Origin of the sequence: Ensifer aridi (genome assembly GCF_002078505.1) — a bacterium.
Classification (GTDB): domain Bacteria; phylum Pseudomonadota; class Alphaproteobacteria; order Rhizobiales; family Rhizobiaceae; genus Sinorhizobium; species Sinorhizobium aridi.
The window spans coordinates 68100-93752 of the sequence record NZ_LUAV01000033.1 but is presented as its reverse complement, the minus strand read 5'-3'; the positions used below and the strand labels follow the sequence as shown (position 1 = coordinate 93752).

The following is a 25653-nucleotide window of genomic DNA, read 5'->3' as shown; positions in this document are numbered from 1 at the left end:
TACTCGCCGCGATTTCCCTCGCTTCCACTGATCTCGTTCTAATCCTGCAAGCATATTTTGGATATCGGCCGGCGCTGGTGCTCCTGGGGCCGCTTGCCGCGGCCACCGGGGCTACAGTTTATACGGTCTGGTTGAGCAATCGTGTCTGAACCTGAAACCGAGTCCCACGAGCAACAAAGGCAAGGCCCAGCCCGCGGCGCAGTCCAGCGGTTCCTGCGCACGCTCGGCCCCGGCTTCATCACGGGGGCATCAGACGACGATCCATCGGGAATAGGGACATACAGCCAGGCCGGGGCTCAACTCGGGTTCGGCATTGGCTGGACAATGCTGCTCACCTATCCGCTGATGTCGGCAATACAGGAGATCTGCGCAAGGATCGGGCGCACCACCGGTCACGGTATCGCCGGCAATCTGCGCCGGCACTACCCCGCTTGGCTGCTCTACTCGGTCGTGACGCTGCTGTTCACGGCCAACACGATCAACATCGGGGCTAATCTCAGCGCGATGGCCGACGCCTTGAAGCTGTTGGTCGGCGGGCCGATCACATTCTACGTGATTGCGTTCGGAAGTATATGCGCGATCGCCAGCATATTCATCGAGTACGACCGTTACGTCTCGGTCCTGAAGTGGATGACGTTGAGCCTCTTTGCCTATGTCGCGGCCGTGTTTGCGATCGAAATGCCCTGGGCCGAGGCTGCGGCCGGCGTGTTCATACCAACCGTTCATTGGAACGCGGAGTTTTTCACGACCGTCGTTGCGATCTTGGGCACGACGATTTCACCCTACTTGTTCTTCTGGCAAGCTTCGCAGGAAGTCGAAGACGACCGAGTCGATGACGACAGGCAGCCGCTGGTTGAAGCCCCCAAGCAGGCTCCTGCAGCGCTCCGGCGCATCCGCGCCGACACTCTGATCGGAATGGCCTTCTCGAACGTCATCGCGCTGGCAATCATCGCGACCACGGCGGCAACGCTCAACAAATCAGGCATCACCGATATCGGATCCTCGGCGCAGGCAGCGGAAGCCTTGCGGCCGATCGCTGGCGATTTCGCATTTTTCCTCTTTGCTATGGGGATTATTGGCACCGGTCTCCTGGCCGTTCCGGTGCTCGCAGGCGCCGCGGCCTACGGGATCGGCGAGGCCCGCAAATGGCCCGTCGGGCTATCCAGAAAGCCGAAACACGCCAAGGCATTCTATTCGACATTGGGCCTGGCGTGCATCCTAGGCATGGGCATTCTCTTCACGCCCGTCAACCCAATCCAAGCGCTCTATTGGAGCGCCGTGATAAACGGCGTCGTGGCCGTGCCGGTAATGACTGTGATGATGTTGATGACCGCAAAAGAGAGCGTCATGGGAAAGTTCCCAATCGTCGGCTGGCTGCGCTGGCTCGGATGGGCGGCCACGGCAGCAATGGCGGCGTCCGTCCTTGGCATGATCGTCGCCTCGTTCGGATAAGTGGGCTCCTAGAGCGCGCCAGACATGTAGAGCCACGATCAGGAGATCGAGTGCAAGTACGATGTGCAGGGCCCTACGTGGAGATAGTCTCCTTTTCTCTCCGCTTCTCATGTCAAGACCCCATGCGAGAGGGCCCGCTTTGTTCATGTGCAGGAGCTTCTGCACCCAACCGCGCGGCCTCGGGTCCGTAAGAGGACGATCCCAGGCCGTCCAATCCCATTGCCGGTACCGCTTCGATCCAACCAATCTTCTTGTCTCGTGCTCGCGGTTGGCGAGACGGCGGCCGAAGACAAGGCTGGTAAAAGCTCAAGCTCTGTTCCTCCCAGCACGCTCTCGGAAACACACCGAACCTTTTGCAGAGTTCCCGGTTCTGCGGGCCGAACAATACCGGCCACGGTCGAAAGCTGAACAGATATGGCGGGGACCGAATGACCCGAGGAGCGGGCACGATCCTCCTACTTGACAGGTCGTCATGCCGTTCGGTTAGCAGGCTTTCGATCTCTCGCCTGCAGTCGCTGCCCATGGCAGCCGCCCCAACTGTTCCGGCGTCCCGTCAAACCCGCCGTGCCGAGGCCGGCACACTGTAGGTCAGGCAACCGGCTGCAGGAACGCCTCCGACCATGATCGCGCCGCTTCGATAGAGCTGGTAAGCCAACAGAGGAGACTCAAATCTGACGACCCACAAGGTTCCGCTGGCATCTGTCGAGACGACAGAGCCGTTGGCAACGGCGATCGCTTGCATGATTTCGCTCGCCGAGGTGTCTCCGCCGAACAGAACCGCTTGGGGCGCCCCTCGCGCTGCCGGAAGCAAGCTCGCCGCGGCCCCGCCGATGGCGACTGCCGGCAGGCCGAATAACAGAACGGCTGGACGCGACCCTGCTCCTGGTGGCGGTCTTTTGAGGAGTTGCCAGCCAAGTAACAGCGGCCCAATGCCGAACACGGCCAGCCAAAGCAGGTCCCAGAAGAGCGGATTTGGGCTGTCCATCTTGATGCGGTGAAGGTCAAGGAGCCAATGCGAAAGGAGGGCATCGACCAGGTGCCAAGCGCCGAAGCCCATGAAAGTCGAGGCTATGGCGTTTGCGGTGGGGAGTGGAGAAATATCCGAATTGCGGCGCGGCCTCCACAGGAGCCCCAGACCGCAGAGCAGCAGGACATACATGGCGAGGTGAAATAATCCATCAGCCATGACCTGGAACCGAAGGTCATCCGCACGATTCTCTATGCCGGAGAGCAGGTGATGCCATTGCAAGATCTGGTGCAGGAAAATCCCGTCGAAAAAGCCGCCAATTGCCAGGCCGAGGGCAAAGCAGCCGATCAACCGTGATCCCTCCGCATGGGACAAAATTCATCCCTCCATGAATCCGGCCAACCGGCTTTGGGGTGGTAGGGGTTCAAGACGCTGCTTGAACCTCTCAGTCACGTGAGAGCACTAACGTAGCCAAGGTGCGAACGTTCCGAACCCCTTCCGATTTCCACCCGGCGGTTCAGAGATTTTTCCTCCTGTCACGTCCAAGGACGGGTCACTTTCACAGGTATGTGAAATATTGCGCTGACCATCGATCGAAAGCGGAACCTTACCGAAGCCGGCCGGTTCGGAGCGCTGCGCGTTGTGCGCGCTCATAAGAAGGACAAGGCAGATGACATACCACTATCTTTTGGCCGCGGCCATTTCGCTTGCAATGGCATCCGGCGCTATCGCTCAAAGCAGTTCCGGTTCAACATCCGGTGGTACATCCGGCTCCGCATCCGGCACGACGTCCACTGCTCCTTCCGGGAGCAGTTCCGGTACGCCAGGAATGATGCAGATGAACGAAGCGGAAACGAGCACCACGTCGAAATGGCCAGAGCCGGTACGCAATGCCCTTTTCTCCGATGCATCGGGATCAACCCTGCGCAGCCAGGATGAAATCAAGGCGAACTGGTCGAAGCTGACGGCCGAGCAGCAGAACCAGATCAAGCAGGATTGCAACACGATGCAGACCGCATCCGCAGCGGGAGCGGCATCAGGCGACGCAAGCGGTTCGGCGGCTGGAACCACGCCCAAGGTTTCGGGTGAGACCACTGCAAGCACCGATACTGGATCGGCGTCATCCGGTTCGACGGCGGGCACCTCCGCTACCGGCGGCGCCATGACTATCGCGCAGCTCTGCACCATGGTCAACTCGATGTAGAGCCGACCAGCCGTATCGCGGGGGAAGCCGGCGCTCTCGCGATACTGGCTAGCCGCAGGGGCCAAATTCGTCTCAAGCCAGACTCTATAGCTCACTTGTGCTGGTGAGGCTCGTCTGTGTGTCTCCCACCGTATTGTTCGTCGAGTTCTTTGATCAGGGCAGCGCCCTTTTTGCGATTCGCGAGCTTAAGAAGCTCGTCCAACTGCGCTTCTATTCGATCGGAACCCTCCTTTGCTTGGGGAGATCCGACGAAAAGAAGAAACGCCAGGCCACCAACCTGCCAGAGTAATTGCAGGAACTCCGACTGCCAATTTTCGAGCGTGTCGCGCGACATCTCAATGATGTAGCCGCCGGAGTCTGCCGGCTGCCCAAGAGCGCTCTGCTCGTCGACATACGAGAACCAGCCGAATATCCAATGGCCGACGATGGACAACATGAAAAACGCGAATGTGATCCAGACATAGCTAGAGGCTCGCCAGATGGATTGTGATTTTGGTTCGATCATGGAAGGGCGCCTTTGTGCTTTGCACGTCCAACCCTGCGCACGTCGGACGTGGATGCAAACCGATGGAACTTGCCTGGCAAATCCAACGATGCCGCCGCGCCAAGCGGCCTGGCAACTTCGCGCAAGGCATTCCTTTATTGCCCAGCCAGCTTCTGGACATGTTCAAGGTGACGCTGAACGATTGGAGATGCCTTTGTCGCGTGCGCTTTCAGTGGCTCACTGTCGCCGTTTTGAGCGTAGCTTTGCATGAGCTTCAGTGCCTCCTGGTGGGCGGCGACCTGGGCTTCGATGTACGCCTTGTCGAAAGCCTCCCCTTGCGCGTTCTGGAGCTTGCCCAATTGCGTGGCGTGCTTATCGATCATCTGCGTCGGAACAGTGACTTTTGCTTCGCCGGCGGCAGCCTTCAGTTCCTGACTTGCCTTGGTATGATCGGCGACCATCATTTCAGCGAATTGCTGAATACTTGCCGCTTTGCTGTTCTTGGCTGCGAGTTGACCGGATTGCACCTCGAACATGTCGGAACTCGCAGCCATGGTTACGAACTCCTCCGACGACATCTGTTGCGCGTAGACGTGTGATGCGCCGGCTATCAGTGCAGCGGCGATGGCGATGTTGATCACTCGCATCGTTACCTCCGGGCGGGTTGCTTGCGAAGAATGCTCCCAACCTCGAGGAGGGTCTGATGTTCCCCACATCCGACATCCTCCTTTAAATTCACTGGAGCTGCGCCTGCGCCAACAGGTGCTTTCCGAGATCCGCTTTCCGCAGAGAACGTGTATCCGCCGGCCAGCCGCTTTTCCGCTCGACTGCACAGAAGATGCATCAATGGCGCCGACGCACAGTAGCGCTCTTGGTCAAAGCCGGCGTGTGACCGCGAGGAGCCTCCGCGAAAGACATGGACGCCTCGATGCAGGCGTCGATGAAAGACAGCTTTGCCACCTCGGCTGTCTGAAGCCTCGATAACGCCGCGCGGCAATCTTGGACTGCGCGGTGGAAACGCCTTCCATGGTTCGGCCACTCGTGTTCGAGGAAGTCGAGCGCGTCATACGGGCCGCAGAAGCGTCGTTGCATGCCGTTTTGGAGTTTTACCGAGAGGGGTATGCGCCATGGGATCTCCTTCATAGGCACCTCCCAAATGTCCTGCTACCCAACCGGCGGACAAGCGTGTCGTTCCGTCTCCCGGGTCGCATTTCGCATGGTCTGAAAATGTAACCTGCGTGTCTAAGCGAAAGTGGCGCTTATCGCCCAAAATACTTCCGCGACTGGATGACATAGAAGAGCCGCAAACGTTTCCCGAACTGCAACGCTGCCGCTGTTTCGTTCGACCTTGTGTCAGGAGGCGAATACATAGTATGCGGCTCGGCCTCCTCCACGCGGCTTTCGTGCACGGAAATTTGCGGCGTGAAGCCCCAAAAACCGGATTGTCGAGGCGGCCTGGCGTGATCGCTTCGCAGGGGCCCGAACCACAGCAGAACCAGTGCCGCCTCCAGCGGCAGGGCCATGACAACTATGAGCACAACGCCTTCCATGCGGCTCTTCGAGGAGCCCAACGGCTCCGTTAGTGTTTGGCGGTCATCCCTTGCTGATCGCGTTCGAGAAACTTCCGGGTGATAGTGGCAGCGTGTTCGTCGAGCCATTGCGCCATAGCCAGCTCCTGCTGCAGGATCGCTTCGCAAACGCGTTTGGTCTCCTGGTCGCCGGCATACTCTGCGGCGGCGATGAGGATCTTGTAGCTGGCGATTTCCATCTGCTCGAAGGTGTAGCTGGCGAGCGAGCCCTTGACGACCTCGTCACTGACGAACAACCCGCTTAAGCCCTGGCCGAAGGCTACAAATTTGCCGGTGATGTCCTTGATGTTGGACGAACCGCCGGTGCGCTCGAGGCAACGGTCGAGCATCGCAACCTGGTCGCGGGTTTCTTGAAGGTGCTTGTCGATCTGGGCTTTCAGTTCAGGATAGTTCTCCAGCCTTGCCGACTGGCTGGTGAGCATTGTGATTGCCTGCTCTTCCATGGCGTGTGCATCCCTGAGCCAGGCATGCAGATGGTCGGCCGGTGTGCCCATTGTCCCTTCCTTTCGTCTCGTTCTTATCTTCAACGTAGAACCTGAGGCTTCCGGAAAGGTTCCGTAGTATATGATGAGGTCGGCTCCGCAGCAGAAGCGGGACGTGAGCCGTTGCACGCCGTCCGATGCACAGGAACTTCCGAATGAACTGATTGTTAGAATGGCGAATCGAGCGCCGACTCCATATCCTCGAGAGTTATGATGCGCATTATCTTTGGAGCAGTCGCCGGCCTTTGCGCCACAATGGCGATGACAATGGCGATGCGCCGGCTATACCCCCTGCTGCCCCCCGGCGAGCGCTATCCGCTTCCGCCTGCGGAAATCCTGGCAAGCGTGTGCGGTTCGACGAACGACAGAGCACATACGAGCCGGACAGTTTTGGCCCACTTTCTCTACGGGAGTCTTTCCGGCGCGATCTACCCACTCGTCCGAAACAAGCTGGGGGGGGCAGGTTACGGCTTCGCGATTTGGGCCGCGAGTTACCTGGGATGGATCCCGGCCGCGGGTATTCTTACTCCCGCAACAAAGCATCGCGTGCCGCGCAATCTGCTGATGCTCGCCGCACACGTCGTGTGGGGCACAGCGCTCGCGGCTGGTTTTCGCGAACTGGAGTTCTCTCGCAACGACATATTCACCCGAGGTCCGGCGCGTGACGTCCTCGCGCGACAATCCCCTGACCGGGAAATGGGCATCCGACGAGGCTAAGCTGCGCTAACGCGGCAAAGTCTCTCGGCGGGACGATCACTCAAGGCCCAAGTTGCTTCGACCAGCCGGAACATCTTCCTCTTTGCCGGGTTTCACCGATCAGCGGGAGACCGAGGAGGCTACCATGATGACTCTCGAGGAATTAGAAGAGCGTATCCGTCGGCGCGCCCATGAGATCTGGGAGCGCGAAGGCCGGACTTATGGAAATCACGAGGGCCACTGGCACAGGGCCACCAAGGAAATTGAAGACGAAGAGCAGGCCGAACTGCCAACAGGCAACCGCCGGAAAGCAGGGTCGCCGCACTAGGTTGGGGCGCCAGTTCGGCCTTGTCATCGCGCTCAGCGATCGGTCCAAGGCGTCTTGCAAGCCTGCTGCTGGCTGGAACGTATCTGCTCGCACTCGCGCGGACAACTCGGGCAATCGGCTGAAGCGCGGTCCGATATCCCGACTCACGGTTGCTGGCCAACCACACGCAGTGCAGATGCGGCTATTCGGAGCTGATGAATGGATACCGGTCATCAGATCAAGTTGAGCGGTCCGCGGTGGGCACTCAATCGCTTGTCTCGCCTATCGTGTCAGCCGCGTAGGCGTCGCGCTCACCCATTTTCTTCGGGGGGCCGGTTGTGGTGTCCCGCGCCGTCTGGCGCTCCAATTCCGCATTGAGTTCCGCGCCAACGATGATGATCATCGTCGATACCCAAATCCAAAGCATGAAGCCGATCAATGTCCCCATCGCGCCGTACGTAGCGTTATAGTTCGCAAAATTGTCGATGTAGAACGAGAACAAGAGGGACGCCGGCAGCCAGCAAAGTGTACTCAGCGCCGCACCCCAGGTGAGCCACCTAAGCTTCGGCGGATCTCGGTCGGGTCCATACCGGTACAGCAGAGTCATGCCCGCGCCAATCAACAGAAGCAGCACTGGCCAGCGCAGGAGCTTGGCCAGGATTTCCACCCAGCGGTCGAGTGACAGAAAGGCAAGGGCGGCCGGGAGCACCCCGATGGCCGCGATCAGCACGGCCGTGACCAGGAGGCCGCCGACGGTAAAGCCAAGGCTCAGCATTGTCAGCCGGACGAAACCACGCCTTTCGTCTTCGTCATAGGCGATGTTCATCGCCTCGATCAGAGCCGCTATCCCTTGACGAGCACTCCAGAGAGTCACGACCAAGCCGCCAATGAAGCCGATGCTGAGGCTGGCGCTCTTTTGCGAGGTGATCGCCCGCAACTGGTCCGTCACCAGCTGCAGCGATTCCGACGGTATCACGACAGCAAGGGAGTTTATCTGCTCGGCAATCGCGCCCGGATCGGAAATCAGGCCGTAGATCGATACAAGCGAGGTCAGCGCCGGAAAGAGGGCGAGCAGCACGTAGAACGTGACGCCGGCTGCGACGAGCGTCACCCGATCTTCGCTCACCTGGGAAACTACTCGCCAGAAAACGTCTCGCAGTCCGCGCGTCGGAATGTCATTCGGGTTGGCGGCATTCCTGCCCCTCCCCGCTTCCCCTCGAGCAGCGGTCTCTGCCTCTCTATTATTGCTATTGTGAGGATCCATATTAGCACCTGCGAGCGCAAGCGTCCGGGAAGCGGGCGCGGGTTGTCGGCTGTCGCGAGCACGTGTGACGAGTGTAAGAAGTCGACGTTGGCGTCGTATTCCAGTGGTCGTGGGGCCTGTCAGGTCTAAGTTTGAAGCGACCCACGATTAACGAGCCAGCTGCGGCCTTGTTCCGGCTGAACCATGTGTGCCTTGGCGTCTGCGGCACACGTCCGACACGCCAGCCGGCGTGGGTTGACTTGTGCCAAATCGAGCGCGGTCGCAGCTCGCTCGATGAGCGCGGCCACTTCGATATCCACCTGGAGCTTGCCGATCCGCTCGTCCCAAGGGCGGTCGCCGGAACGGACGCCGCCCCGCCAGAGCGCCAGATCTGCGGCGAGGCGCTGGCGTTTCTCACCCAGGATGGTTGAAGCATGCAGGATCGTCCCCAGTGACTGCGAAAGGGGCAGCGCATCTTCACGCAAAGCAAGCGCCGCATCCGCGGGCACATGGGCCTCGTCGAGTCGGTAGCGCGCCAAAACTCGGAATGGATCTGGCAAGCAGGCCCGAACGCACCAATGCTTCGACCTGGAAGGCTGCGGGAGCATCGGTACCGTGTGCGATTATCTCGCCAGCCGCTGTAAGCACCTCTTCGTCGGAGGCTATGCGAAGCGGCGCCGGTCGTTCAGATGTGTAATGGATCCAATCTTAGATGCATCCTTCACTGATGATCGCCAGCCGGACAGCCGTTGGCGCCTGTAAGGAAACCAGCCGGATCTGTCGAGAGGCGGACAACTCGCCCGGGGTTCATCTCGTTCTCAAAGCTGGGCTTTGAACGGCATAACCGGCAGGGCAGCTTCAGCGCTGCCGGCGATCGATCTCAAATCTGCCAATCGGCGTCGAGCGAATAGGCCTTGATATAATCGATCCTCATCTCCGATCCGTCGACGAGGCCGTCGCTCGGCGTGCCAGCGATGCCTCCGACCGCGAGATTGGCGAGCATATACATCGGCTCGTGCATGTCCGATGGCGTATCCGCGCGCGCGATCGCGGCGTCGTCGAAGTACCAGACGATCTCGTCTTCCGTCCAAAGCACGCCGTATTTATGAAAGCCGTTCGTATCGGCGACCTTAACGGAATTTATGATACTGGTCTGCGAGCCGGTTTCGTTGGAATGCACCGAGGCGATGACGGTATTCGTGTCCTGCCCGCGCATTTCCACGACGTCGAGCTCCGGCGGCCAGGAGCCGTCGGCGGGGAGCAGCCAGAAGGCAGGCCAGACACCCTGATCGTTGGGCATGTCGGCCCGCATTTCGAAATAGCCGTAGGTCTGGGCGAAGGACGAGTGCGTCGTCAGCATCCCTGAGGTGTAGTCGTAGCCGTTGATCTCAGCCTGGATAGCTTCCGACGCCGGCGCGGCGGTGATGGTCAGCACGCCGTCCTTGACCGAAAACGGATTGGCCGAAGCGGTCGGCTGATAGCTCGGATTGATATACCATTGCAGCTCACCGTTTTCGGCTAGTGTTGCCCCCTTCTGAGGCGCCCACCAGAATTTCGCATCCCAGACACCGCTCGTGCCACTGCGCAGCTGAAGGGTGTTGAAATCGTCCGAGAAAGTCTGGGTGAAAGCGGAACGATCGAGGGTCAATCGGAATTGGCTCGCCTGCAACTGGTCGGCGGTCGTGTTGGCGAAGACCAGACTTTCACCGTCGGCGAGATGAAGCCGGAGATTGACCCCTTCCTGGGCCGAGTTCGCAAGGACCTGCTGGAACGAAGTGAACCCATAGCCGTCGAGGCGAACAATGTCGTCGAAGTTGAAATCGGTGATCAAATCGCTGCCGTTGCCGCGCGCAAACACGAAGGTATCGGCCCCGCCTGCCCCGATCAGGACGTCGTTGCCCGCGCGGCCGTCGATGGTCTGGCTGCCGGAGCCGCCCTTGATGATATTGTCCGCGCTATTGCCGAAAGCATATCGGCCATTTCCCGTAACCGTCAGATTCTCGAAATTCGCCGGCAGCGTGTAGCTCATCCAGGTATTTATCGTGTCCACGCCCTCGCTCGGCGCCTCGTAGGCGCGGTTGATCGACGAATAAAGATAATAGATGTCGTCGCCCTTTCCGCCGATCATCGTCACGTTGACGGAACTGTCGCCATACATGGAATCGTTGCCGGGAGTGCCGTAGAGGGTCGGCCCGGAGCCGGTTGCGGAAAACCAAGCTGTCGAAGTTCCGCTGTAATAAAGCGGCTGCCCCACGGCATTCAATACGCTTCTGCTCATCGAAATGTCTCCAGTGATTGGTCGATTGGCTCCGCAAGCCCCAGCGCCGGCGTAACGGCAGCATGCTTGATCCCGGAAATGTTGCCGAGCGCGAAGCTCGCCACCGGAGGCGTATGCAACGTTTCCGGGTCAAGGTTCAGGGCCTATGCAACCGTGCACGGCGGCAAAAGTTCCCTCTGTCTCAGGTGAGTTGCCCGCAAGGATCTAAGGGAAGTCGCCCCCGTGCTGCAAAAGTGCGATCGTGGGGCTGTTGAACCGATCGAAGGCCCGGCGGGGTTGGGCTGTGGGGCTGCCGGGCCTTCGCTCCGGGGCGACGAATCGCCCGCCTCCTTATACTTGCCGCGCAGGCACACCGTAACCCAAGCATTTTACTGGATTGCTGCCGCCAGCAAGCGCGACACCTCTCCATGGCCTCTGCGCTTGCGCAATGCTGCCCTGTAACCCAGGGTACTACTCAACGATGGCGGATGGTTTATCTTCTGAACGGTCAACGCGCAGGATCTCCTCCCACTGCGCAAGACGTCGATCGGTTCCACTCCTCCTCCCAAGAACCGATCAAGTTCAAGGACCCCGACGCCTCCTCCCGGCTCGGGGTCTTTTTGCATCGTGCGGCCGGTACAGTTTGGGAGCCTTCAAAAAAACGCCGGCACCAAACTCAGCAATCGCATCGTTCACTGCGATCGCCAACGCATGATTTTCCGCGAGGCTGATGAGGGTCGCAGCGGTTTCGTGCCGCGTCCATCCGACGGTCTCCGCCGTGGCTGCAACGGCCTGAAACATACCCTCGATCGCTTCCTCGCAATCGAGATGTCGATCCGGGTGCGTGGTCGGGCGGAAGGCGATCCCGATGAGCGACAAAGCCAGCGCCGCGGCCAGGCCGCGCCAGGTACGGCGCTCTATGTCCACTATCGCGAGCACCCGGGCTGCAGGGAGTGGGGCGCCTTCGCTTTCGCCGTCGGAAAGGCGCGCCGAACTGGTTTTGCCTCGAGCATCGGCCGGGTTGGGGGTAGCGCCACGAGGCACGAGTGGCTCATGCCGAAGGGCGGCAGGCCAAAGCGACAGCCGCCCTCCGGGCATCGCGCGAGTTAACGGTTTACATCGCTCTTGCCGGACTTTCCGGGAACTCCGTCACCGCCGCCATTACCGAAACCGTTATTCGGGTGCTTGCCACCGCCACCGCCGTCGCCGTCGCCGTCACCATCGCCGTCGCCGTCGCCGTCGCCATCGCCGTCGCCGTCGCCGTCACCATCGCCGTCGCCGTCGCCGTCGCCGCCGCTGTCACCATCGTCGCCGCCGCCGTCGCCGTCACCGGCGTCGTAACTCGCTTGCGCAACGTCGATAACAAAGGGCACGGAGTACGCCGCCAAAAGCGCAATTGCTGTTGACAGAGTCAGAATGCGTGTGAGCTTAGCCACTGCTACCTCCCTTAGATCCGAAACTTGTACAACGCAACGGCACTTGAGCGCGAATGAGACTATCTAATCGCGTTGTTTTCAGTTTGAGTTGTCGACCTTCAGTTTTTTGCGCTCACGGTTAGTTTAGTACGGCGAATTAACTCAAAAAAGTGACACCTTAGAATTAACTAAGCCGAGCGGATTAACGATTGTACGGTTTTTCTTTTAGCACGATCGGGTTATAGAGAATGAAATATACTCCTTTACATGGGACCAAGGTATACTAATACATAAGACTTTAGTCCGATCGAGCGCGCCATAGGTCTTAATACCTTTGCGCAACGTTGCTCCCCATCCATAGTGCGGCGGGTGAGCGCCTACGGCCATGAATACCCCACCCCTGCGGCCGCTGGACGTGCGAGGGTCCCAAAGTGGCATTGCCGCCTTCTGCACCGCTCTGGGTCGGAAACCTCACGCTGGGTACTTAGGCTGGCCTGCTCGCCAGCGGCATCCGACCCCTTGGCCCGGCGAAGTTTGGACGTTTGGTGCCGGCCCCGATAGGACCTAAGTCCAATGAGCCCGCGCATTGGTCCAACCATGGTGGAAGCTACCACCCCTCGGCGCTATTCACGCTCTTAAGCAGCCACACGGGCTGGGTTCAGCCAAACGGCTGCGCGATTTTGAGGAGGCGCTAATCGTGACTATTTCCAAGATCATCGGACGAGGTCTCGTCGCATTGGCTCTTGCGGGGGCGCCGCTGACCGGCATGGCGACCGGCGTTCCGGAGGCGGCGTTCGCCAAGGGCGGAAACGGTGGTGGCAACGGTGGCGGCAATGGCGGCGGCAACGGTGGAAATCATGGCAAGGGCGGCGGAGGCAGCCACGCCAACGGCACAGGCCAGGGCAAAGCTCAATCCAGGTCAGGAAAATCGAACGCTTCCCAACGCGGCACGCGGAGCTTCCTTGACCGGCTCTTCCAGCACGGCAAAAAGTCCGACAAGGCGACGCACGGCAAGAGCTCCGGCAAGGGGACCGCGAAGTCGGTGAAGGTGAAAACGGCGGCCGTCCCGACGCCGAAGCCGAAGGCCGAGGAAGCCGGGGCCGCGAAGCTGAGCTCGCTCCGCAGGAACTTTCATGCCTACATGAACTCGAACGACCCGCGCATGGCGGCGATCTCGGCCTATGTCATGGCCTACGCCACGTTCGAGGCGGAAAACCGTCCCGACGCAATCCCGACCGATCCGGCCCTCAGCGATGAGGCGCTGCGCGAAGCGATCGCAGGCTTCACGAATGGCGGCGAAGTGACGGACGAGACGCTGGAGGACGTCAAGGAAACCTTGGGTGTCGGCCCGTCCGTTGGCAAGATCGACCAGATCCGCGACTATCTCGACGCGAGGGCAGCGGGCACGATCACGACCGATGAGGATATTGCCGACTAAATCGCGGTCCCGTGGCTTGATCACGATGGTCTTGGTCGAAGTGAGGAGTGGTCATCGGGATTCCTTCTAAGCGCGATCGCATCAAACAACACAGAGCTGCAGATGGATTGGCCAGATCCGCTGCAGCTCCGATCGCGATGTGTTCTTCAGCTAGCTGGGGCTCACTCGCCCTGTTCTATCCAAGGGAACCGCTTCGAAGTCGCGTACACTGTCGAGATAGAGTCGGCGCAAACGATATCGAGGCGCAGCCCCAACAGAGCGCTGGCTTGATCTTCTCGGAACCATTCCACGGGTCGTGCGTTGGGGTCACCGCTCTTATCCGAGCCGATGTTCTCCTTATGACGGATCGGCTCCACACCCTCCCCGATTTTCGGAGTCGACCGGATGGCAGCGCTCTCCTCCGTAGGCGCTGCAATTCCTTTTAGCCGCTCCTCTCCACCCTCGCCCCAAACCAGCGCACCTCGGACCCGCGTGGGCCATCGGCTGCTCGTGGGCGAGCCACGACGCCAGCGCATCGCCGATTAAAGCCATGCCGCGCAGCGATCGGGGAACCAACTTCCGCGCATGAGATAGGGCGACGCAGAGAGTTCCTCAACGCACTTCAAAGCAGGCAAGCGAGGACCGCGGGATCATCGCTGGCAGCTTCGCTGGGGCGAAGGCGAAAACGACTGGAACCGGGGCGTCAACATCAAGCGCGTCCGCGATGGAAAGATCGTCGGGGGGGCGGGGTACGTGAAGGGTTAACGCCGGATCGCAGAGGCGCGGGAATATGCGAAGGCCTGAATCGACCGTAAGCGTTGCTCGACGACCTCCGGACTGCCGATGCTTGCCGACTGCTGCCGCTCGCAGGCAGGCCCAAAGCGATCGGTTGGTGGTGACGTTGAAAATCGATTTCAGAATAGAAGCAGCACCTTGGCCAACTAATTCCGCTCTCCAGCCTGTCGCGACGTAACGATTCCGGACCGCGCTTGCGTGGGCTGCAACCACCGAAGCCCTACCTAGGAACGAATCCCAGCGCCGCGGATTGAGTACCTGTTCAGAAAAATGGAGGCATGTCTTGAACCTCCGCGTCAAAAGTCGAAGCCAGACGCTAGGCCGCTCCGGGCGAGGGTCAGCTCCCCAGGCGCTTCGGCTGGCCAAACTCGGCGCAGAGAAAGCGGCCTTTCCGAACTTCATCGAACCCTGTCATCCAACGCTGAAGAAAAGACCCCCGGACGGGGCGGACTGGCTGCATGAGATCAAGTTCGATGGCTATCGCGCGCAACTCCATCTGCACGGCGGCAAGGCCATCGTCTACTCACGAACCGGTCTCGACTGGACCAAGGAGTTCAATCCAATCGCGCTGGCGGCGGAGGCGCTCACCGACCACCATCTGGTGATGGACGGCGAGGTCACCGTCTTCGGCAAGACCGGGCTTCCCGATTTTCAAGCACTTCGACGAGAACTTGCGAAACCCTCATCGCCGCACCTGACGTTCCAGGCGTTCGACCTGCTCTATTTGGACGGATACGACCTCAGACGCGTGCCCCTGGTCGAGCGCAAGCGTGTGCTGCGCGAGCTCATAGGCGACCGCCCCGGCGCCATCGTCTATGTCGACCATCTCGATATCCATGAAGGAGACGAGGTCTACGAGCACGCCTGCAGGATGGGCCTGGAAGGGGTCGTCTCCAAGCGCAAGGACTCGCCCTACCGGTCGGGCCGGCAGGAGATCTGGACAAAGACGAAGTGCACGAAGCGCGCGGCGTTTCCGATCATCGCCTTCGTCGAAAAGCTCGGCGCGCATCCACGCAGGATCGCCTCGCTCTATCTTGGGCGTTGGGAGGGCGCCCGCCTCGTCTATGCCGGCAAGGCTCAAACAGGCTACACGCTTGCGGCGGCGCGCGCCGTGCGGGAGCGGCTCGATCCGCTGATCATCGGCAAGAGCCCCCTCTCCCATCCGATCAACAAGCCGAAGGCGACCTGGGTCGAACCGCAGGTCTGCGCTGAGGTCGACTACGGCGGCGTGACCGATGACGGCCTGCTGCGCGAGCCGGTCTTCAAGGGCCTGCAGAGAGTCTCCACGGATACTCCGAAAAAGGCAGCGAGCGTCACCCCGAGCTCCGGCCGGATTCCCCGCGAAAACATACTCCAGTTGCTGCCGGACGCGGTTGTGCCTTCGAAAGAGGAGCTTGCGGCCTATTGGACGCGCGTGGCCGACCGCGCCCTCCATTTCCTCGGCGGCCGTCCGCTAAAGCTCGTGCGGCACGTCCATGGCACCACGTTCTACCACAAGGGGTCGCTGCCACCGATCCCGCCGGAGGTTCATCAATTGCGCATCGAGAAACGCGAGGGCGGCGAAGGCGTGCGGCTGTGGGTCGACGACCTCGCCGGATTGTTGGGCCTTGTCGAAATCGGCGCGGTGGAACTGCATCCCTGGGCGGCGACGGTCGATGATATCGAACACGCCGACACGCTGATATTCGACCTGGATCCCGGCGAAGGCATCGAGTGGGAGTTCGTCGTCGACGCTGCTTTTCGGCTGCGAGACCTGCTCGCGAGCGAGGGCTTCAAGGCCTGGCCGAAGCTTACCGGCGGCAAGGGCCTTCATCTGATGGCACCGCTGACGCAGAAGATGACCCACAATGCGGTGCATGCCTACGCCAAACGGCTGGCGCAGCAGTTCGCCAGCAGCGATCCCGACCGCTATGTCACGTCCGCCCAGCTTTCGCACCGGCCGGGCAAGCTTTTCCTCGATTACCTCAGGAATGGCCGCGGCACCACCGCAGTCGGCACCTATTCGCCAAGAGCTCGTCCGGGCTTTCCCGTCGCGGCACCTGTGACCTGGAAAGACATCGAGCGTGAGATAAAACCGGATGCATTCACAATAAGCCGTCCGCCAAAGCGACGTCGCGGAATGTGAGCTTCAACCCGAAAATCCCTGGAAAGATTTGTTTTTGAGCCGGAACAAATAAGAAAGCCATTCGGTTGACTCGCGAGCCCGCATGTTGCGGTCAGGAGCGAGACAATGGCAGTCGCGGCACGCGCCCAATGGAAGGGCTACATTCGGTTCGGCGAGGTGACCGCACCAGTGGCGCTTTACACCGCCACGTCGACCTCCGAACGAATCTCCTTCCACACCGTCAACCGAAAGACCGGAAACCGAGTCCGCCGCGAATTCGTCGATGGCGTTACCGGCAAGCCGGTGGAGAAGGAAGACCAGGTCAAGGGCTACGAAATCGATACCGACAGATACGTCGTGCTTGAGCCGGAGGAAGTTGCCGCCGCGGTGCCGGAGAGCGACAAGACCCTGCATGTCCAGGCGTTCATTTCCTGCGATGACATCGACAAGGTCTATTTCGACCGGCCCTATTACCTGACGCCCGACAAGATGGGCACGGAGGCCTATGCGTTGCTGCGCGACGGCATGCGCAAGAAGGAGGTCGCCGCCATCGCCCAGACGGTCCTTTTCCGGCGAATGCGCACCGTCTTGCTCCGCACGCACGACAAAGGGCTGATCGCCACCACCCTCAACTTCGATTATGAGGTCAGGAGCGCCAAGGGGGCTTTCAAGGAAATCCCCGACATCAAGATCAAGGGCGAGATGCTCGACCTCGCCAAGCATATCATCGGCATGAAGAAGGGAACCTTCTCGGCCGAGGAATTCGACGACCGCTACGAAGCCGCGCTCGCTGAATTGATCAAGGCCAAGCTTGAAGGCAAGACCCTGCCGAAGCGCGCGCCTCCGAAGGTGTCGAAACCCAACGAGCTGCTTGAGGCCTTGCGCCAGAGCGCCGGCTTCAAGCCAGCAGCGGAGTCGAAGAGGCGTGAAGGCAAGGCCGCGGCCAAGGGCAGAGCAAAAGCAACCCGCTCGACGGCAGCAAAGGGGAAGACAAAGACGGCCGCCAAGAGCGCGCCCGCCGAGCGGCGTCGGGCAAGCTAAGGGAGGTGAACGATGGCGCCCCCACGTCCATACTGGAAAGGCTACCTCAAGCTCTCGCTCGTCACCTGCCCCGTATCAATGATGCCGGCGACCAGCGAATCGGAAAAGGTCCGCTTCCATACCCTGAACCGCAAGACGAACAATCGGGTCGTCTCCAGATATGTCGACGCGGAAACTAGCAAGGAAGTCAGGGAAGAAGACGAAGCGAAGGGCTATGAGCGCGGCGAAAACGACTTCCTGGTGATCGAGGATGAGGAACTGGAGAGCGTCGCCCTCGAAAGTGCGAGGACCATCGACATTGAAATGTTCGTGCCGCGTAACACGATCGAGTGGGTCTGGCTCGAGAAGCCGCACTACCTGACGCCGTCCGATGAAGTCGGGCACGAGGCGTTCAGCGTCATTCGGGACGCAATGGAGGCCGAAAAGGTCGTCGGCATATCGAGGCTCGTCATCGGCCGCCGAGAGCGCGCCGTTATGCTGGAACCATGCGGAAAGGGGATCGTCGTTTGGACGCTGCGGTATGGCGACGAGGTCAGGAAGCCGGAGCACTACTTCGACGAAATCGGCGATGGCGACAACGATCCCAAACTGATGAGCCTCGTGACGACACTGATCGAGGAGCGCAGCAAACCGTGGAATCCGAACATGGTGCGCGACCCGGTGCAGGAAAAGCTCAAGGAGATCATTGAGAGCAAGCGGAAGTCGGCGAAGAAGGGCGCCAAGCCGATAGGCAAAGGTGACGAGCCGGCCTACACCGGCAATGTCATCGACCTCATGTCGGCTCTCAAGGAGAGTCTCGAGAAAAAGCAGTCGGGCCGCAAGAAATCGTAGAGGCTGGTGCGCCTCCCCGCCCCGGCTCTACCCTAGGATTTCCTAGGACCAATGCAGCCCAAATGCGCATTGACTCCCGCCAGAATGAGAACATAATAGGAACATTCCGTCGGCGCTCGCGCCGCCATCTGACAATTTCCTAAACAGCCACAACCTCGTGTCTGCGGGGGAGGAAAAGCTATGCCTGCCGTAGAGGATCGATCCGACGTCGAGAAGTACGACGACTGGTTGGGTGATGTCGCCGCAGCACTGGCTTGGCATGGCGGCGATGCCGAAGCGACGATCCGCACTCTCCTTGCCGACTGCAAGTACCTCCGCGAACAACTCGCGCTCGCCGAAATAGCGATGAGTCTGGGTTTCACCCGTGGCTGGAAACCGGCACACGACAGAGAGACGGCAAGGAGCTCATGATGAGCGACGAAGGTGGCGCCGATCGGCGCAACGACACCGCACTGTACGAGCACTATTGCGAACATCCCGGCTGTGAGAAATGGGGCGGCTTCGGCTTTGCCGTCGGCAAGTCCGAGCCGACCTGGTTCTGCTTCGAGCACCGCCCGGAATGGAAGCCACGACATGCCTAGATCGGGATCCTGGTGGCTCTCTGAATTCGCCGGTGAGAAGATCCGGATTGAATGCGAATGCGGCGTCAGCAGAATTTACGATGCAAAGGCGATGCTGGAGCGGATCGGTGAGCGAAGCATGCCAGGGTTGCTCACGGAACTTGCCTTGGCGAACGGCTGTAAGAGAACGACGAACAAGTTCTATGACCGCTGCAAGTTGAGTTACGGAAACACCATGCTCGCGAAGGAGGGATTGCCCTCTCGAGCCAGCCGGCCGACGGTGCGACGGCGCCGGCCGGCTCTCCAGAAGAAATCACCTTCGCAAATCTGCCGGAATGGTACGAGCTCTTTTGCGAGTGCCGCGCCTGCGGCCGCGAAAGCAGATTGGATCGGCGCGCCTTAATGAAGAAATTCGGGGTGAAGCAACCAATCCTGCCTCTGGCCCGGAAGTTGCGCTGCTCGAAGTGCAGGAACAAGGATGGCAACGTAATCAAGGTCGGAAAGGTTACACGCTGATCTGCGAGTTTACGCCGCGGGCAGCCACTATCCCCTTGCCGCCTGGAGAGGAAAGCCGATGTGCGGACGCATCTACATCAAGACCACGCTTGCGGATCTGCTGCGCAACTTCTCTTTCGCGCAGCGCGAGCGCGCCGAGGGGCTGGCGAACCAGTTCCCGCGCTATAACGGCGCGCCGTCGCTCTACTATCCGATAATCATCCGCGACGTGGTCCGTGATCCGGATGTCTTCGGCCCCACCTTCGTCAGTGCCCGATGGGGCTTGATCCCAGGCTGGATCAAGGAGCAGAAGCTCGGCCGACCGCCTCCGGTCAACGCCCGATGCGAGGGCATCGCCAGCAACGGCATGTTCAAGAAAGCCTACGCCAACAGGCGTTGCCTGGTGCCGATCGACGGCTTTTTCGAGTGGAAGGACATTTTCGGCACAGGCAAGGACAAGCAACCCTACGCAATCGCCATGAAGTCCGGCGAGCCGTTCGCGCTCGCCGGCGTCTGGGAAAGCTGGCGAAATCCGGAAACCGGCGAGGACATCCGCACCTTCTGCGTCATCACCTGTCCGCCGAACGAGATGATGGCGACGATCCATGACCGCATGCCGGTCATCCTGCACCGGGCGGACTATGAGCGCTGGCTTTCGCCCGAGCCGGACCCATACACTCTGATGAAGCCGTTCCCAGCCGAGCTGATGACCATGTGGCCAATCGACCGCAAGGTCGGCTCGCCGAAGAACGACACCGCTGACATCCTCGATCCGACCGGACCTGTTGCATGAGCATCGCCAAACGGACGGTCGCGCGGAACCAAAAACGCGCGGCGCAAGTTAACTTGATGCCGAGCAATTCGGCATTCAGGTCCCCCAACCTGTCAGGAGTGCCCGCTTCAGCCCCCCACTGTGCGGGCACTCGCATTTTCGAGGCTCTCTGTGGCTCTGTCTCGGCGAGACATGACTCGCCATCTGCCGGTTGGTCAGCTCGCCTCCATGGACTCACTGTTGCTGGCATGGTCTACAGCACCACGCCTCGACCGTGCCCTTGAAGCCGCCCGGAGATGGGGCTTTCAGTACAAGTCCTATCTCGTGTGGCGCAAGACGACGCGGAGCGGCAAAGTTCGCATGGGCCCTGGGTAGCGCGTCCGCACCACCGGTGAAATCGTCATCGTGGCAACGCTGGGGAACCCGAAGCAGGCGTTCGCTCCACCGACCATCTTCGACGGAATCGCGCGCGAGCACAGCCGCAAGCCTGACGAATTCTACGACCTCTGCGACCGCGTCATGCCGCACGCGCGGCGCGCCGATGTGTTCGCTCGAGAGCAGCGGCCAGGCGGGCACGCCTTCGGCAACGAGGTCACCAAGTTCAATCCCGAGGTGGCGGCATGATTTCAAGCCAACATCTCGATCTTCGCCTCGTTGATCGCCGCAATAAACGCGGCCCTCGCATCCTCGCCCTTACATGTGCCGACCAAGGCGTCCGCGCACGCATTGATTGCAGCACCGTAAGCACGTCCATGATCCACCGGCCAACTGTCGCTGAGCAAGCGCGCAGCGTAGCCGGGGTGCCAGACGATCTGTACGCCGTCGAGATCAGGCAGATCAATGATGACGCACTCGTCCCACGCGGTACCCATTACAAAATTCCTTCGGGTGAATCCGCGGGAACGCGGGAGTGGCGCGATTGTTCCAAGCGCGAGGTGAGGGGTGCCGGCATGATTACGTCCCACCTTCCATACTCGACACCAGGCCTGGGACAGAGAGGCTGCGAAAACAGCCTCCCCACCTCGAATGATGACTTACGCAGAGACGCGTCCGCTGCCGGAGCTGTTGTTGATCATCCAGGGAAGAACTGCAGGTGCTTTGACAAGGATGCCCTTCTTCTTTCCGAAGGATCGGATCGCATCCCGCGCTACCTGAATGGGCTTATGGCCGTCATGCGCCATGTAGCAAGTCTTCAGGGTGGCGTCGTGCACTATGTCTCGATCGCGCTCCGGCCACTCCTCAAGAAAGTCGATAGCATCGTACAGATTCGTGATCTCTCTGATCAGGTCCTTTTTCTCCTTCAGGTAGAGGGGTCGAGTAAACATCATCGAATTCATTTCAGCCTCACTGAATACGGTGGTGCTCAACAAGGAAGGCGCTGTGGGCCAGCGCCGGTTGTTGATTTGTTGCCTTTGATTTGCGGATTCAAGGGGTTGCGCGCTCGATCTTTGCCGCTCCTCACCGGGGGGCATCATGATCAAGCTCCACCTGCCGTATCCTCCGAGCGGCTGGGACCTCTATAACGGCTGGGGCAAAACCCGTCGTCTGTCGTCCACGTACCAGAAATGGCGGAACGACGCCGGCTATTTCATCAAGGCGCCCCATGCGCCAATCGATAAGCCGTTCGCTCTGCACGTCGCGCCTGCGTCGCCAGAACATGCGCCAGGACCTCGACAACCGTAGCAAGGCGATCCTCGACTGCCTTCAGCACTACGGCGTCATCAAGAACGACAATCTGTATGAGCGCTTGACCATGTGCTGAGACAGCGACCTGCCGGCCGAGTGCGTCGTCATCATCCAGGAATGCGAAGCGGGGTTGGCGGCATGACCTCAGCGCAGCTTCTTGATTTTAGCCTCGTTGACTGCAGCGACGAAGGCATCGCGAGCCTGCTCCCGCGGAAAGGTGCCCATCATTGCGTCGGTGCAGACATTAAGAGCCTTTGTGTAAGCCGACACCGTTTTCGACGGGTCATTGTTCACTGAGCAATCGTGCGGCGTGCGCTGGCGTCCATACGATTTCGACGCCGTTCGCACCGGGCAATTGGATGATTACGCAATCTTCCCAGAGGTCCGGCATGGGTCCTTCTCTGCTTTCGATATGGCCCTAACCGCATATGCCTGCGTTGGTTCCTGCTGCGCTGTACCCCGGTCGAAAGGGCCGATTGCGATATGAGTGTGATCGCCACCGCCCTGAAGCACATGCTTGCCGCCGGCACGGACCCCGACGCCATTGTCGCCGCCGTCGCGGGGATGGAGCGCGAAATAGCGCCGGCCGTCGACCTTGCTGCGGAGAAGCGGCGCGAGTGGGATCGTGAACGGAAGCGGAAGCTCCCGAATAATTGGCATGAATAAGGTTCATGGTCATAGACCGTGATGGATGTTCGTGCGCCTACTGCGGCAATATCGCGGACCCAGTCCACATTGACCACATCATTCCGCTCTCCAGGGGCGGTACGAACCACCTGTCGAATCTGACCGTTTCCTGCAGTTCGTGCAACCTCGAGAAGGCAGCGCTGACGCCCGACGAATGGAGGGCAAAAGCATGTCTGTGATCTCTGTGGCGGTTAAGCCATCAACCTGGCTTTCATCCCCCTGCCGGCGGGAATGGCGGCCATGGCGAACGCCGAATGCCGCATCATCCGCGAGGACCGGATTCGCAAGCAGGAAACACTGCGGGCGATCGAAGACAGCGTCAGCAGGACGCTGCCAAGCGCTGACGGCCTCATGGACCTTCGGGTTGAGCAGCGCGAGCGCGCCAACGAATTGGCGGCCCAAGGGTTCTTCCTCGTCGCCCAGGGCGTCGACCATCTGGTCTCGCCCGATCTAGGGAACTGCCGCCTCGGTCTGTCCATCTCTGGGCGATTGATGAGGCGTGGTCGCCGATCGCCGTCCGCGTCAACCGAAGAAGGATCCACACCAGGCTGAACGTCCAGCCCGAGCCCATCTCGCCTGAGCGCGCCGACGAGCTCGCCCGCATGCTGGCGCTTCCCGATGCCAGCGAAGTTACCGCCGAGCAGATGGCCTATCGGCGCAAGGTGCAGTCCGAGATTGAAGCAGCCGAGCCGGCCCAAGAGGAGCGCGCGGCGTGATCCACTACCACGGCACACCGCTGACCCCGCGTACCGAGCTGATGAAAATGGCCGGCAAGAACTTCTGCGTCTCGTTCGCCGACGCGAGGGACGCCGACTGGTGCCTCATGCACGGTCAGTCGGTCATGTGGAACAACGGCAGATACACTGCCTTTACACAGGGCAAATCGGTTGACGATATCAAGCTCTATGCGTGGCTAGAGGCTCGCCTTGGCCACCCACATTGGGCGGTCGTTCCGGACGTTATCGACGGCCCGCTCGAGCGGCAGCGCGAGCTGGTGGCGCAGTGGCCATTCCCGAAACACTTAGGCGCACCGGTGTGGCACATGGCCTTCCGATCGACTACCTGCTTGAACTGATCGACGAATGGCCGCGCGTGTGCTTCGGGAGCTCTGGCGTTCACTGGCAGGTCGGGTCCCCTGCTTGGGAGCGCCGCGCCGACGAGGTCTTCAACGAACTCGCCAAACGTGGCCCGCTTCCGTGGATCCACATGTTGCGCGGACTCGCTCTCTCCGGCGACCGATGGCCGTTTGCCTCGGCCGACGGTGTCAATGTCGCCCGCAACTTCAAGGACGGCAACACATGCCCCGAGCGCATGGCCCGGCGCATTGATGTGATTCAATGCCCGATCAGATGGGCTGTACGCCCAGAACAGAGGAACATGTTCGATGCAGCTTAAGACGATCCTGCTCATTGCCGCATTCGCAGCCACCATTCCGGCCGCAAACTGGATGATCGGCAATGTCGGAGAATGCATCCCGCAGGGACCTTGTCTCATCCCGGTTGGCTTTGGCCTCGACGCGCCGTCAGGCGTTCTCCTGGTCGGTCTCGCCCTCGTGCTGCGTGACTGGGTGCACGAGGCGGGAGGCGCCAAAGCCGCATTGGCCGCAATCGGCATCGGTGGGCTCGTGTCTTGGCTCTTCGCTCCGCCAGCCCTGGTGCTCGCCTCGGTCCTTGCGTTCGTCATCGCCGAGCTGGCAGACCTCGCCGTGTATGCTCCTCTGAGGGCTAAGCGGCTTTGGTTGGCAGTCCTCTTAAGCGGCATTGTTGGAGCCGCAGTCGATAGCGCTGTTTTCCTCTGGGTGGCTTTCGGATCGCTCGACTTCATCGCTGGGCAGATCGTCGGCAAGCTTTGGATGACACTCATCGCCGCTGTCGTGCTCGCAATCGGTCGGATGAGGTCCGCGGCATGACCATCCAGCACCGAACCGTCGACATAGAGGCAGGATCGAAGCTCTGGAGGGATGACCTCTCCGCTTCGCAGGTCGCAAAGCGCTTCGGCGTCCCGCAACGTCATCGTCGGGATCGCATTTCGAAATCGCGCGTTTTTCCCGGAGAAACAGCAGTTTAGGAGAAGCCAGCCTAAAAAGGACACACCGGCTCCGAGGAAGGACGAAGCGCGTAGGCCGTTCCATCCGCACGAGAGAGAACCCGTCACCCCGTCGGATTATGATGTGAAGCGGCTACCCTTTGCCAAGCGCCTGGAGAATCTGCTCCCCGGCGAATGCAAGTGGCCGGTCAACAACGGCAGCCCATACCTTTTCTGCGCAGCTGAGGCCACCGGGAAATACTGCCAGCACCATCAATCCAGCGCATTAGCAAGCCACCGCATTACGAAGAGGGGACGAGTATGAAGAGATCACGTTGGTATGCGATCAGGGTTGCGCCGGCTATCAGCGCATGGCGGCTGCCGACGATCGCCTGCCGGAAAGCCGACGGATGGAGTCGATCATCGAGCGGAATTGCCGCAAGGATGGCTTCGACATCTTCATGCCTTCGTTTTACCGAGAGCTGAGGCACCACCGGACCAACCCGATCATCCAGAAGCGTTTCCCGTTCCTCGTGGGCTATGCCTTCGTGAACCTGCCGAGGCTGAACTTCGAGGAGCTGCGCCGTATCGAGGCGTCGTGTGCTTTCTGCGCGGCGGCGCCGGCTATGGGCCGCTCGAGTTTCCCGATGGCATAATCGAGGACCTGTACTTCGCCGAGCACGAGCGCCGGCAGGCCTTCCTCTATGAGCAGCACTGCCGGAAGGAAAACGAGCGCCACGAGCAGATCCACCACCTCCGCGGCCAGCTCCGGAAGATCCTGCCGAAGGGCCGGAAGGTGCGAGTCTCAATGGTCGATCAGGCCGAGAGGGCTATAGATTCGCTAAGTCCGCAAATCAAAGAGCGTGTGCAGAAAATCATCAGTGAATTGAACGCGCTCACCGCTGACGCGGAGGTTGAAAATCTGCGCAAAGCTGTATAGGTTTCCTGCAGTGATTTGCGGTTGTTCAGTTGCGGACCTCAAGTGGGGAACACTCGCCGGACCGCTGCCGCCAAGCTGCGGCAGGCGCCATTGGCGCCACCGTCGCCGCGATACTCTCGCCGCCGTGGAGGGAAGGACAACGTGCGGACGCATCTACATCAAGAGCACACTTGCGGGTCTGCTGCGCAACTTCTCCTTCGCGCA

The 25653-nt window shown here is 60.4% G+C and carries 30 protein-coding genes and 5 pseudogenes; 21 read left to right on the top strand and 14 right to left on the bottom strand.

Annotation, left to right across the window (positions count from 1 at the left end; translation table 11 throughout):
• Window positions 1-141 precede the first annotated feature (141 nt).
• Window positions 142-1452: an NRAMP family divalent metal transporter gene (locus AYK65_RS24665; RefSeq protein ID WP_081161566.1), complete on the top strand. Its 1311-nt coding sequence runs from the start codon at window positions 142-144 to the stop codon at window positions 1450-1452.
• A 553-nt stretch (window positions 1453-2005) separates the two neighbouring features.
• Here AYK65_RS24665 and AYK65_RS24660 read toward each other — a convergent pair.
• From AYK65_RS24660 to AYK65_RS24630, 7 genes are all read right to left on the bottom strand, one after another.
• Window positions 2006-2770, bottom strand: a complete 765-nt coding sequence (locus AYK65_RS24660; RefSeq protein WP_244560108.1) for a DUF2243 domain-containing protein — start codon at window positions 2768-2770, stop codon at window positions 2006-2008.
• Window positions 2771-3151: 381 nt separating this feature from the next.
• Window positions 3152-3613 (bottom strand): hypothetical protein, encoded by a 462-nt coding sequence (locus AYK65_RS24655; protein ID WP_139793340.1) that lies wholly within the window; start codon window positions 3611-3613, stop codon window positions 3152-3154.
• Between the two features lie 101 nt (window positions 3614-3714).
• Window positions 3715-4128, bottom strand: coding sequence for a DUF6766 family protein (locus tag AYK65_RS24650; RefSeq protein ID WP_081161558.1), 414 nt, complete (start codon window positions 4126-4128; stop codon window positions 3715-3717).
• Between the two features lie 134 nt (window positions 4129-4262).
• Window positions 4263-4754 (bottom strand): DUF4142 domain-containing protein, encoded by a 492-nt coding sequence (locus tag AYK65_RS24645; RefSeq protein WP_081161555.1) that lies wholly within the window; start codon window positions 4752-4754, stop codon window positions 4263-4265.
• A 196-nt stretch (window positions 4755-4950) separates the two neighbouring features.
• The gene (locus tag AYK65_RS24640; RefSeq protein WP_081161553.1) at window positions 4951-5250 is read right to left on the bottom strand and encodes a DUF982 domain-containing protein; all 300 of its coding nucleotides are present in this window, start codon (window positions 5248-5250) and stop codon (window positions 4951-4953) included.
• Between the two features lie 116 nt (window positions 5251-5366).
• Window positions 5367-5657 (bottom strand): hypothetical protein, encoded by a 291-nt coding sequence (locus AYK65_RS24635; RefSeq protein WP_046118711.1) that lies wholly within the window; start codon window positions 5655-5657, stop codon window positions 5367-5369.
• Window positions 5658-5686: 29 nt separating this feature from the next.
• Entirely contained in the window at window positions 5687-6190 is a 504-nt protein-coding gene (locus tag AYK65_RS24630; protein WP_081161551.1) for a ferritin-like domain-containing protein, read from the bottom strand.
• A 255-nt stretch (window positions 6191-6445) separates the two neighbouring features.
• Between AYK65_RS24630 and AYK65_RS24625 the strand changes: the two genes are divergently transcribed.
• Together AYK65_RS24625 and AYK65_RS24620 are read left to right on the top strand one after the other, a co-directional pair.
• Complete coding sequence (locus AYK65_RS24625) at window positions 6446-6895, top strand: hypothetical protein (RefSeq protein ID WP_244560107.1); 450 nt, start codon at window positions 6446-6448, stop codon at window positions 6893-6895.
• Between the two features lie 124 nt (window positions 6896-7019).
• On the top strand, window positions 7020-7202 hold the full coding sequence (locus AYK65_RS24620) for a DUF2934 domain-containing protein (RefSeq protein ID WP_081161662.1): 183 nt from the start codon (window positions 7020-7022) through the stop codon (window positions 7200-7202).
• Between the two features lie 244 nt (window positions 7203-7446).
• On the opposite strand, the gene AYK65_RS24615 is transcribed toward AYK65_RS24620, so the two are convergent.
• From AYK65_RS24615 to AYK65_RS32615, 4 genes are all read right to left on the bottom strand, one after another.
• Window positions 7447-8445, bottom strand: coding sequence for a YihY/virulence factor BrkB family protein (locus AYK65_RS24615; protein WP_081161545.1), 999 nt, complete (start codon window positions 8443-8445; stop codon window positions 7447-7449).
• A gap of 125 nt (window positions 8446-8570) precedes the next feature.
• Window positions 8571-8933: a hypothetical protein gene (locus AYK65_RS33330; RefSeq protein ID WP_244560106.1), complete on the bottom strand. Its 363-nt coding sequence runs from the start codon at window positions 8931-8933 to the stop codon at window positions 8571-8573.
• A 371-nt stretch (window positions 8934-9304) separates the two neighbouring features.
• Complete coding sequence (gene eglC, locus AYK65_RS24605; RefSeq protein ID WP_026615198.1) at window positions 9305-10702, bottom strand: endo-1,3-1,4-beta-glycanase EglC; 1398 nt, start codon at window positions 10700-10702, stop codon at window positions 9305-9307.
• 561 nt (window positions 10703-11263) lie between these two features.
• Window positions 11264-11608 (bottom strand): hypothetical protein, encoded by a 345-nt coding sequence (locus AYK65_RS32615; protein WP_167549683.1) that lies wholly within the window; start codon window positions 11606-11608, stop codon window positions 11264-11266.
• 119 nt (window positions 11609-11727) lie between these two features.
• On the opposite strand from AYK65_RS32615, the gene AYK65_RS32610 reads away from it, so the two are divergent.
• From AYK65_RS32610 to AYK65_RS24550, 9 genes and pseudogenes are all read left to right on the top strand, one after another.
• A complete protein-coding gene (locus AYK65_RS32610) occupies window positions 11728-12087 on the top strand; it encodes a hypothetical protein (RefSeq protein ID WP_172402067.1) in 360 nt (119 codons plus the stop codon).
• Window positions 12088-12793: 706 nt separating this feature from the next.
• Window positions 12794-13534 carry a hypothetical protein gene (locus AYK65_RS24590; RefSeq protein WP_081161539.1) on the top strand — a complete coding sequence of 247 codons (741 nt, stop codon included), beginning with the start codon at window positions 12794-12796 and terminating at the stop codon, window positions 13532-13534.
• Window positions 13535-14666: 1132 nt separating this feature from the next.
• Window positions 14667-16433: a DNA ligase D gene (gene ligD / locus AYK65_RS24580; protein ID WP_244560111.1), complete on the top strand. Its 1767-nt coding sequence runs from the start codon at window positions 14667-14669 to the stop codon at window positions 16431-16433.
• A gap of 105 nt (window positions 16434-16538) precedes the next feature.
• A complete protein-coding gene (gene ku, locus AYK65_RS24575) occupies window positions 16539-17453 on the top strand; it encodes a non-homologous end joining protein Ku (RefSeq protein WP_081161529.1) in 915 nt (304 codons plus the stop codon).
• A gap of 12 nt (window positions 17454-17465) precedes the next feature.
• A complete protein-coding gene (gene ku / locus AYK65_RS24570; protein ID WP_081161526.1) occupies window positions 17466-18284 on the top strand; it encodes a non-homologous end joining protein Ku in 819 nt (272 codons plus the stop codon).
• 180 nt (window positions 18285-18464) lie between these two features.
• Complete coding sequence (locus tag AYK65_RS24565; protein ID WP_034885914.1) at window positions 18465-18695, top strand: hypothetical protein; 231 nt, start codon at window positions 18465-18467, stop codon at window positions 18693-18695.
• The gene (locus AYK65_RS32605; protein ID WP_167549732.1) at window positions 18695-18865 is read left to right on the top strand and encodes a hypothetical protein; all 171 of its coding nucleotides are present in this window, start codon (window positions 18695-18697) and stop codon (window positions 18863-18865) included. The genes AYK65_RS24565 and AYK65_RS32605 overlap by 1 nt, the downstream gene beginning before the upstream one ends.
• Before the next feature lie 553 nt (window positions 18866-19418).
• Entirely contained in the window at window positions 19419-20132 is a 714-nt protein-coding gene (locus AYK65_RS24555; protein ID WP_046120143.1) for an SOS response-associated peptidase, read from the top strand.
• Window positions 20133-20252: 120 nt separating this feature from the next.
• Window positions 20253-20735 (top strand): annotated as a pseudogene (locus AYK65_RS24550) (MT-A70 family methyltransferase).
• Window positions 20736-20737: 2 nt separating this feature from the next.
• Here AYK65_RS24550 and AYK65_RS24545 read toward each other — a convergent pair.
• The gene (locus AYK65_RS24545; protein WP_026617198.1) at window positions 20738-20983 is read right to left on the bottom strand and encodes a DUF982 domain-containing protein; all 246 of its coding nucleotides are present in this window, start codon (window positions 20981-20983) and stop codon (window positions 20738-20740) included.
• 162 nt (window positions 20984-21145) lie between these two features.
• Window positions 21146-21448 carry a DUF982 domain-containing protein gene (locus tag AYK65_RS24540; protein ID WP_081161660.1) on the bottom strand — a complete coding sequence of 101 codons (303 nt, stop codon included), beginning with the start codon at window positions 21446-21448 and terminating at the stop codon, window positions 21146-21148.
• Window positions 21449-21714: 266 nt separating this feature from the next.
• Here AYK65_RS24540 and AYK65_RS33325 point away from each other — a divergent pair, with 266 nt between their 5' ends.
• Window positions 21715-21873, top strand: a complete 159-nt coding sequence (locus AYK65_RS33325) for a RusA family crossover junction endodeoxyribonuclease (protein ID WP_244560105.1) — start codon at window positions 21715-21717, stop codon at window positions 21871-21873.
• Window positions 21874-21941: 68 nt separating this feature from the next.
• Here the strand turns inward: AYK65_RS33325 and AYK65_RS24530 are convergent.
• A pseudogene (locus tag AYK65_RS24530) lies at window positions 21942-22188 on the bottom strand (DUF982 domain-containing protein).
• A 92-nt stretch (window positions 22189-22280) separates the two neighbouring features.
• Here AYK65_RS24530 and AYK65_RS24525 point away from each other — a divergent pair.
• The 8 genes and pseudogenes from AYK65_RS24525 to AYK65_RS24490 all read left to right on the top strand — a co-directional run bounded on the left by AYK65_RS24525 (window position 22281) and on the right by AYK65_RS24490 (window position 25449).
• Window positions 22281-22463 (top strand): hypothetical protein, encoded by a 183-nt coding sequence (locus AYK65_RS24525; protein ID WP_034885916.1) that lies wholly within the window; start codon window positions 22281-22283, stop codon window positions 22461-22463.
• A 5-nt stretch (window positions 22464-22468) separates the two neighbouring features.
• Window positions 22469-22663 (top strand): HNH endonuclease, encoded by a 195-nt coding sequence (locus tag AYK65_RS33990; RefSeq protein WP_081161523.1) that lies wholly within the window; start codon window positions 22469-22471, stop codon window positions 22661-22663.
• 52 nt (window positions 22664-22715) lie between these two features.
• Window positions 22716-23200 (top strand): annotated as a pseudogene (locus AYK65_RS24515) (hypothetical protein).
• Window positions 23197-23559 (top strand): hypothetical protein, encoded by a 363-nt coding sequence (locus AYK65_RS24510; protein WP_081161520.1) that lies wholly within the window; start codon window positions 23197-23199, stop codon window positions 23557-23559. The pseudogene AYK65_RS24515 and the gene AYK65_RS24510 overlap by 4 nt, the downstream one beginning before the upstream one ends.
• On the top strand, window positions 23487-23879 hold the full coding sequence (locus tag AYK65_RS24505) for a hypothetical protein (protein WP_172402066.1): 393 nt from the start codon (window positions 23487-23489) through the stop codon (window positions 23877-23879). Before AYK65_RS24510 ends, AYK65_RS24505 begins: the two co-directional genes overlap by 73 nt.
• Complete coding sequence (locus tag AYK65_RS24500; RefSeq protein WP_026617202.1) at window positions 23869-24393, top strand: VUT family protein; 525 nt, start codon at window positions 23869-23871, stop codon at window positions 24391-24393. Before AYK65_RS24505 ends, AYK65_RS24500 begins: the two co-directional genes overlap by 11 nt.
• A pseudogene (locus tag AYK65_RS33320) lies at window positions 24390-24834 on the top strand (GcrA family cell cycle regulator). The gene AYK65_RS24500 and the pseudogene AYK65_RS33320 overlap by 4 nt, the downstream one beginning before the upstream one ends.
• Window positions 24831-25449: pseudogene (locus AYK65_RS24490) on the top strand (transcription termination/antitermination NusG family protein). The pseudogenes AYK65_RS33320 and AYK65_RS24490 overlap by 4 nt, the downstream one beginning before the upstream one ends.
• Window positions 25450-25653 lie beyond the last annotated feature (204 nt).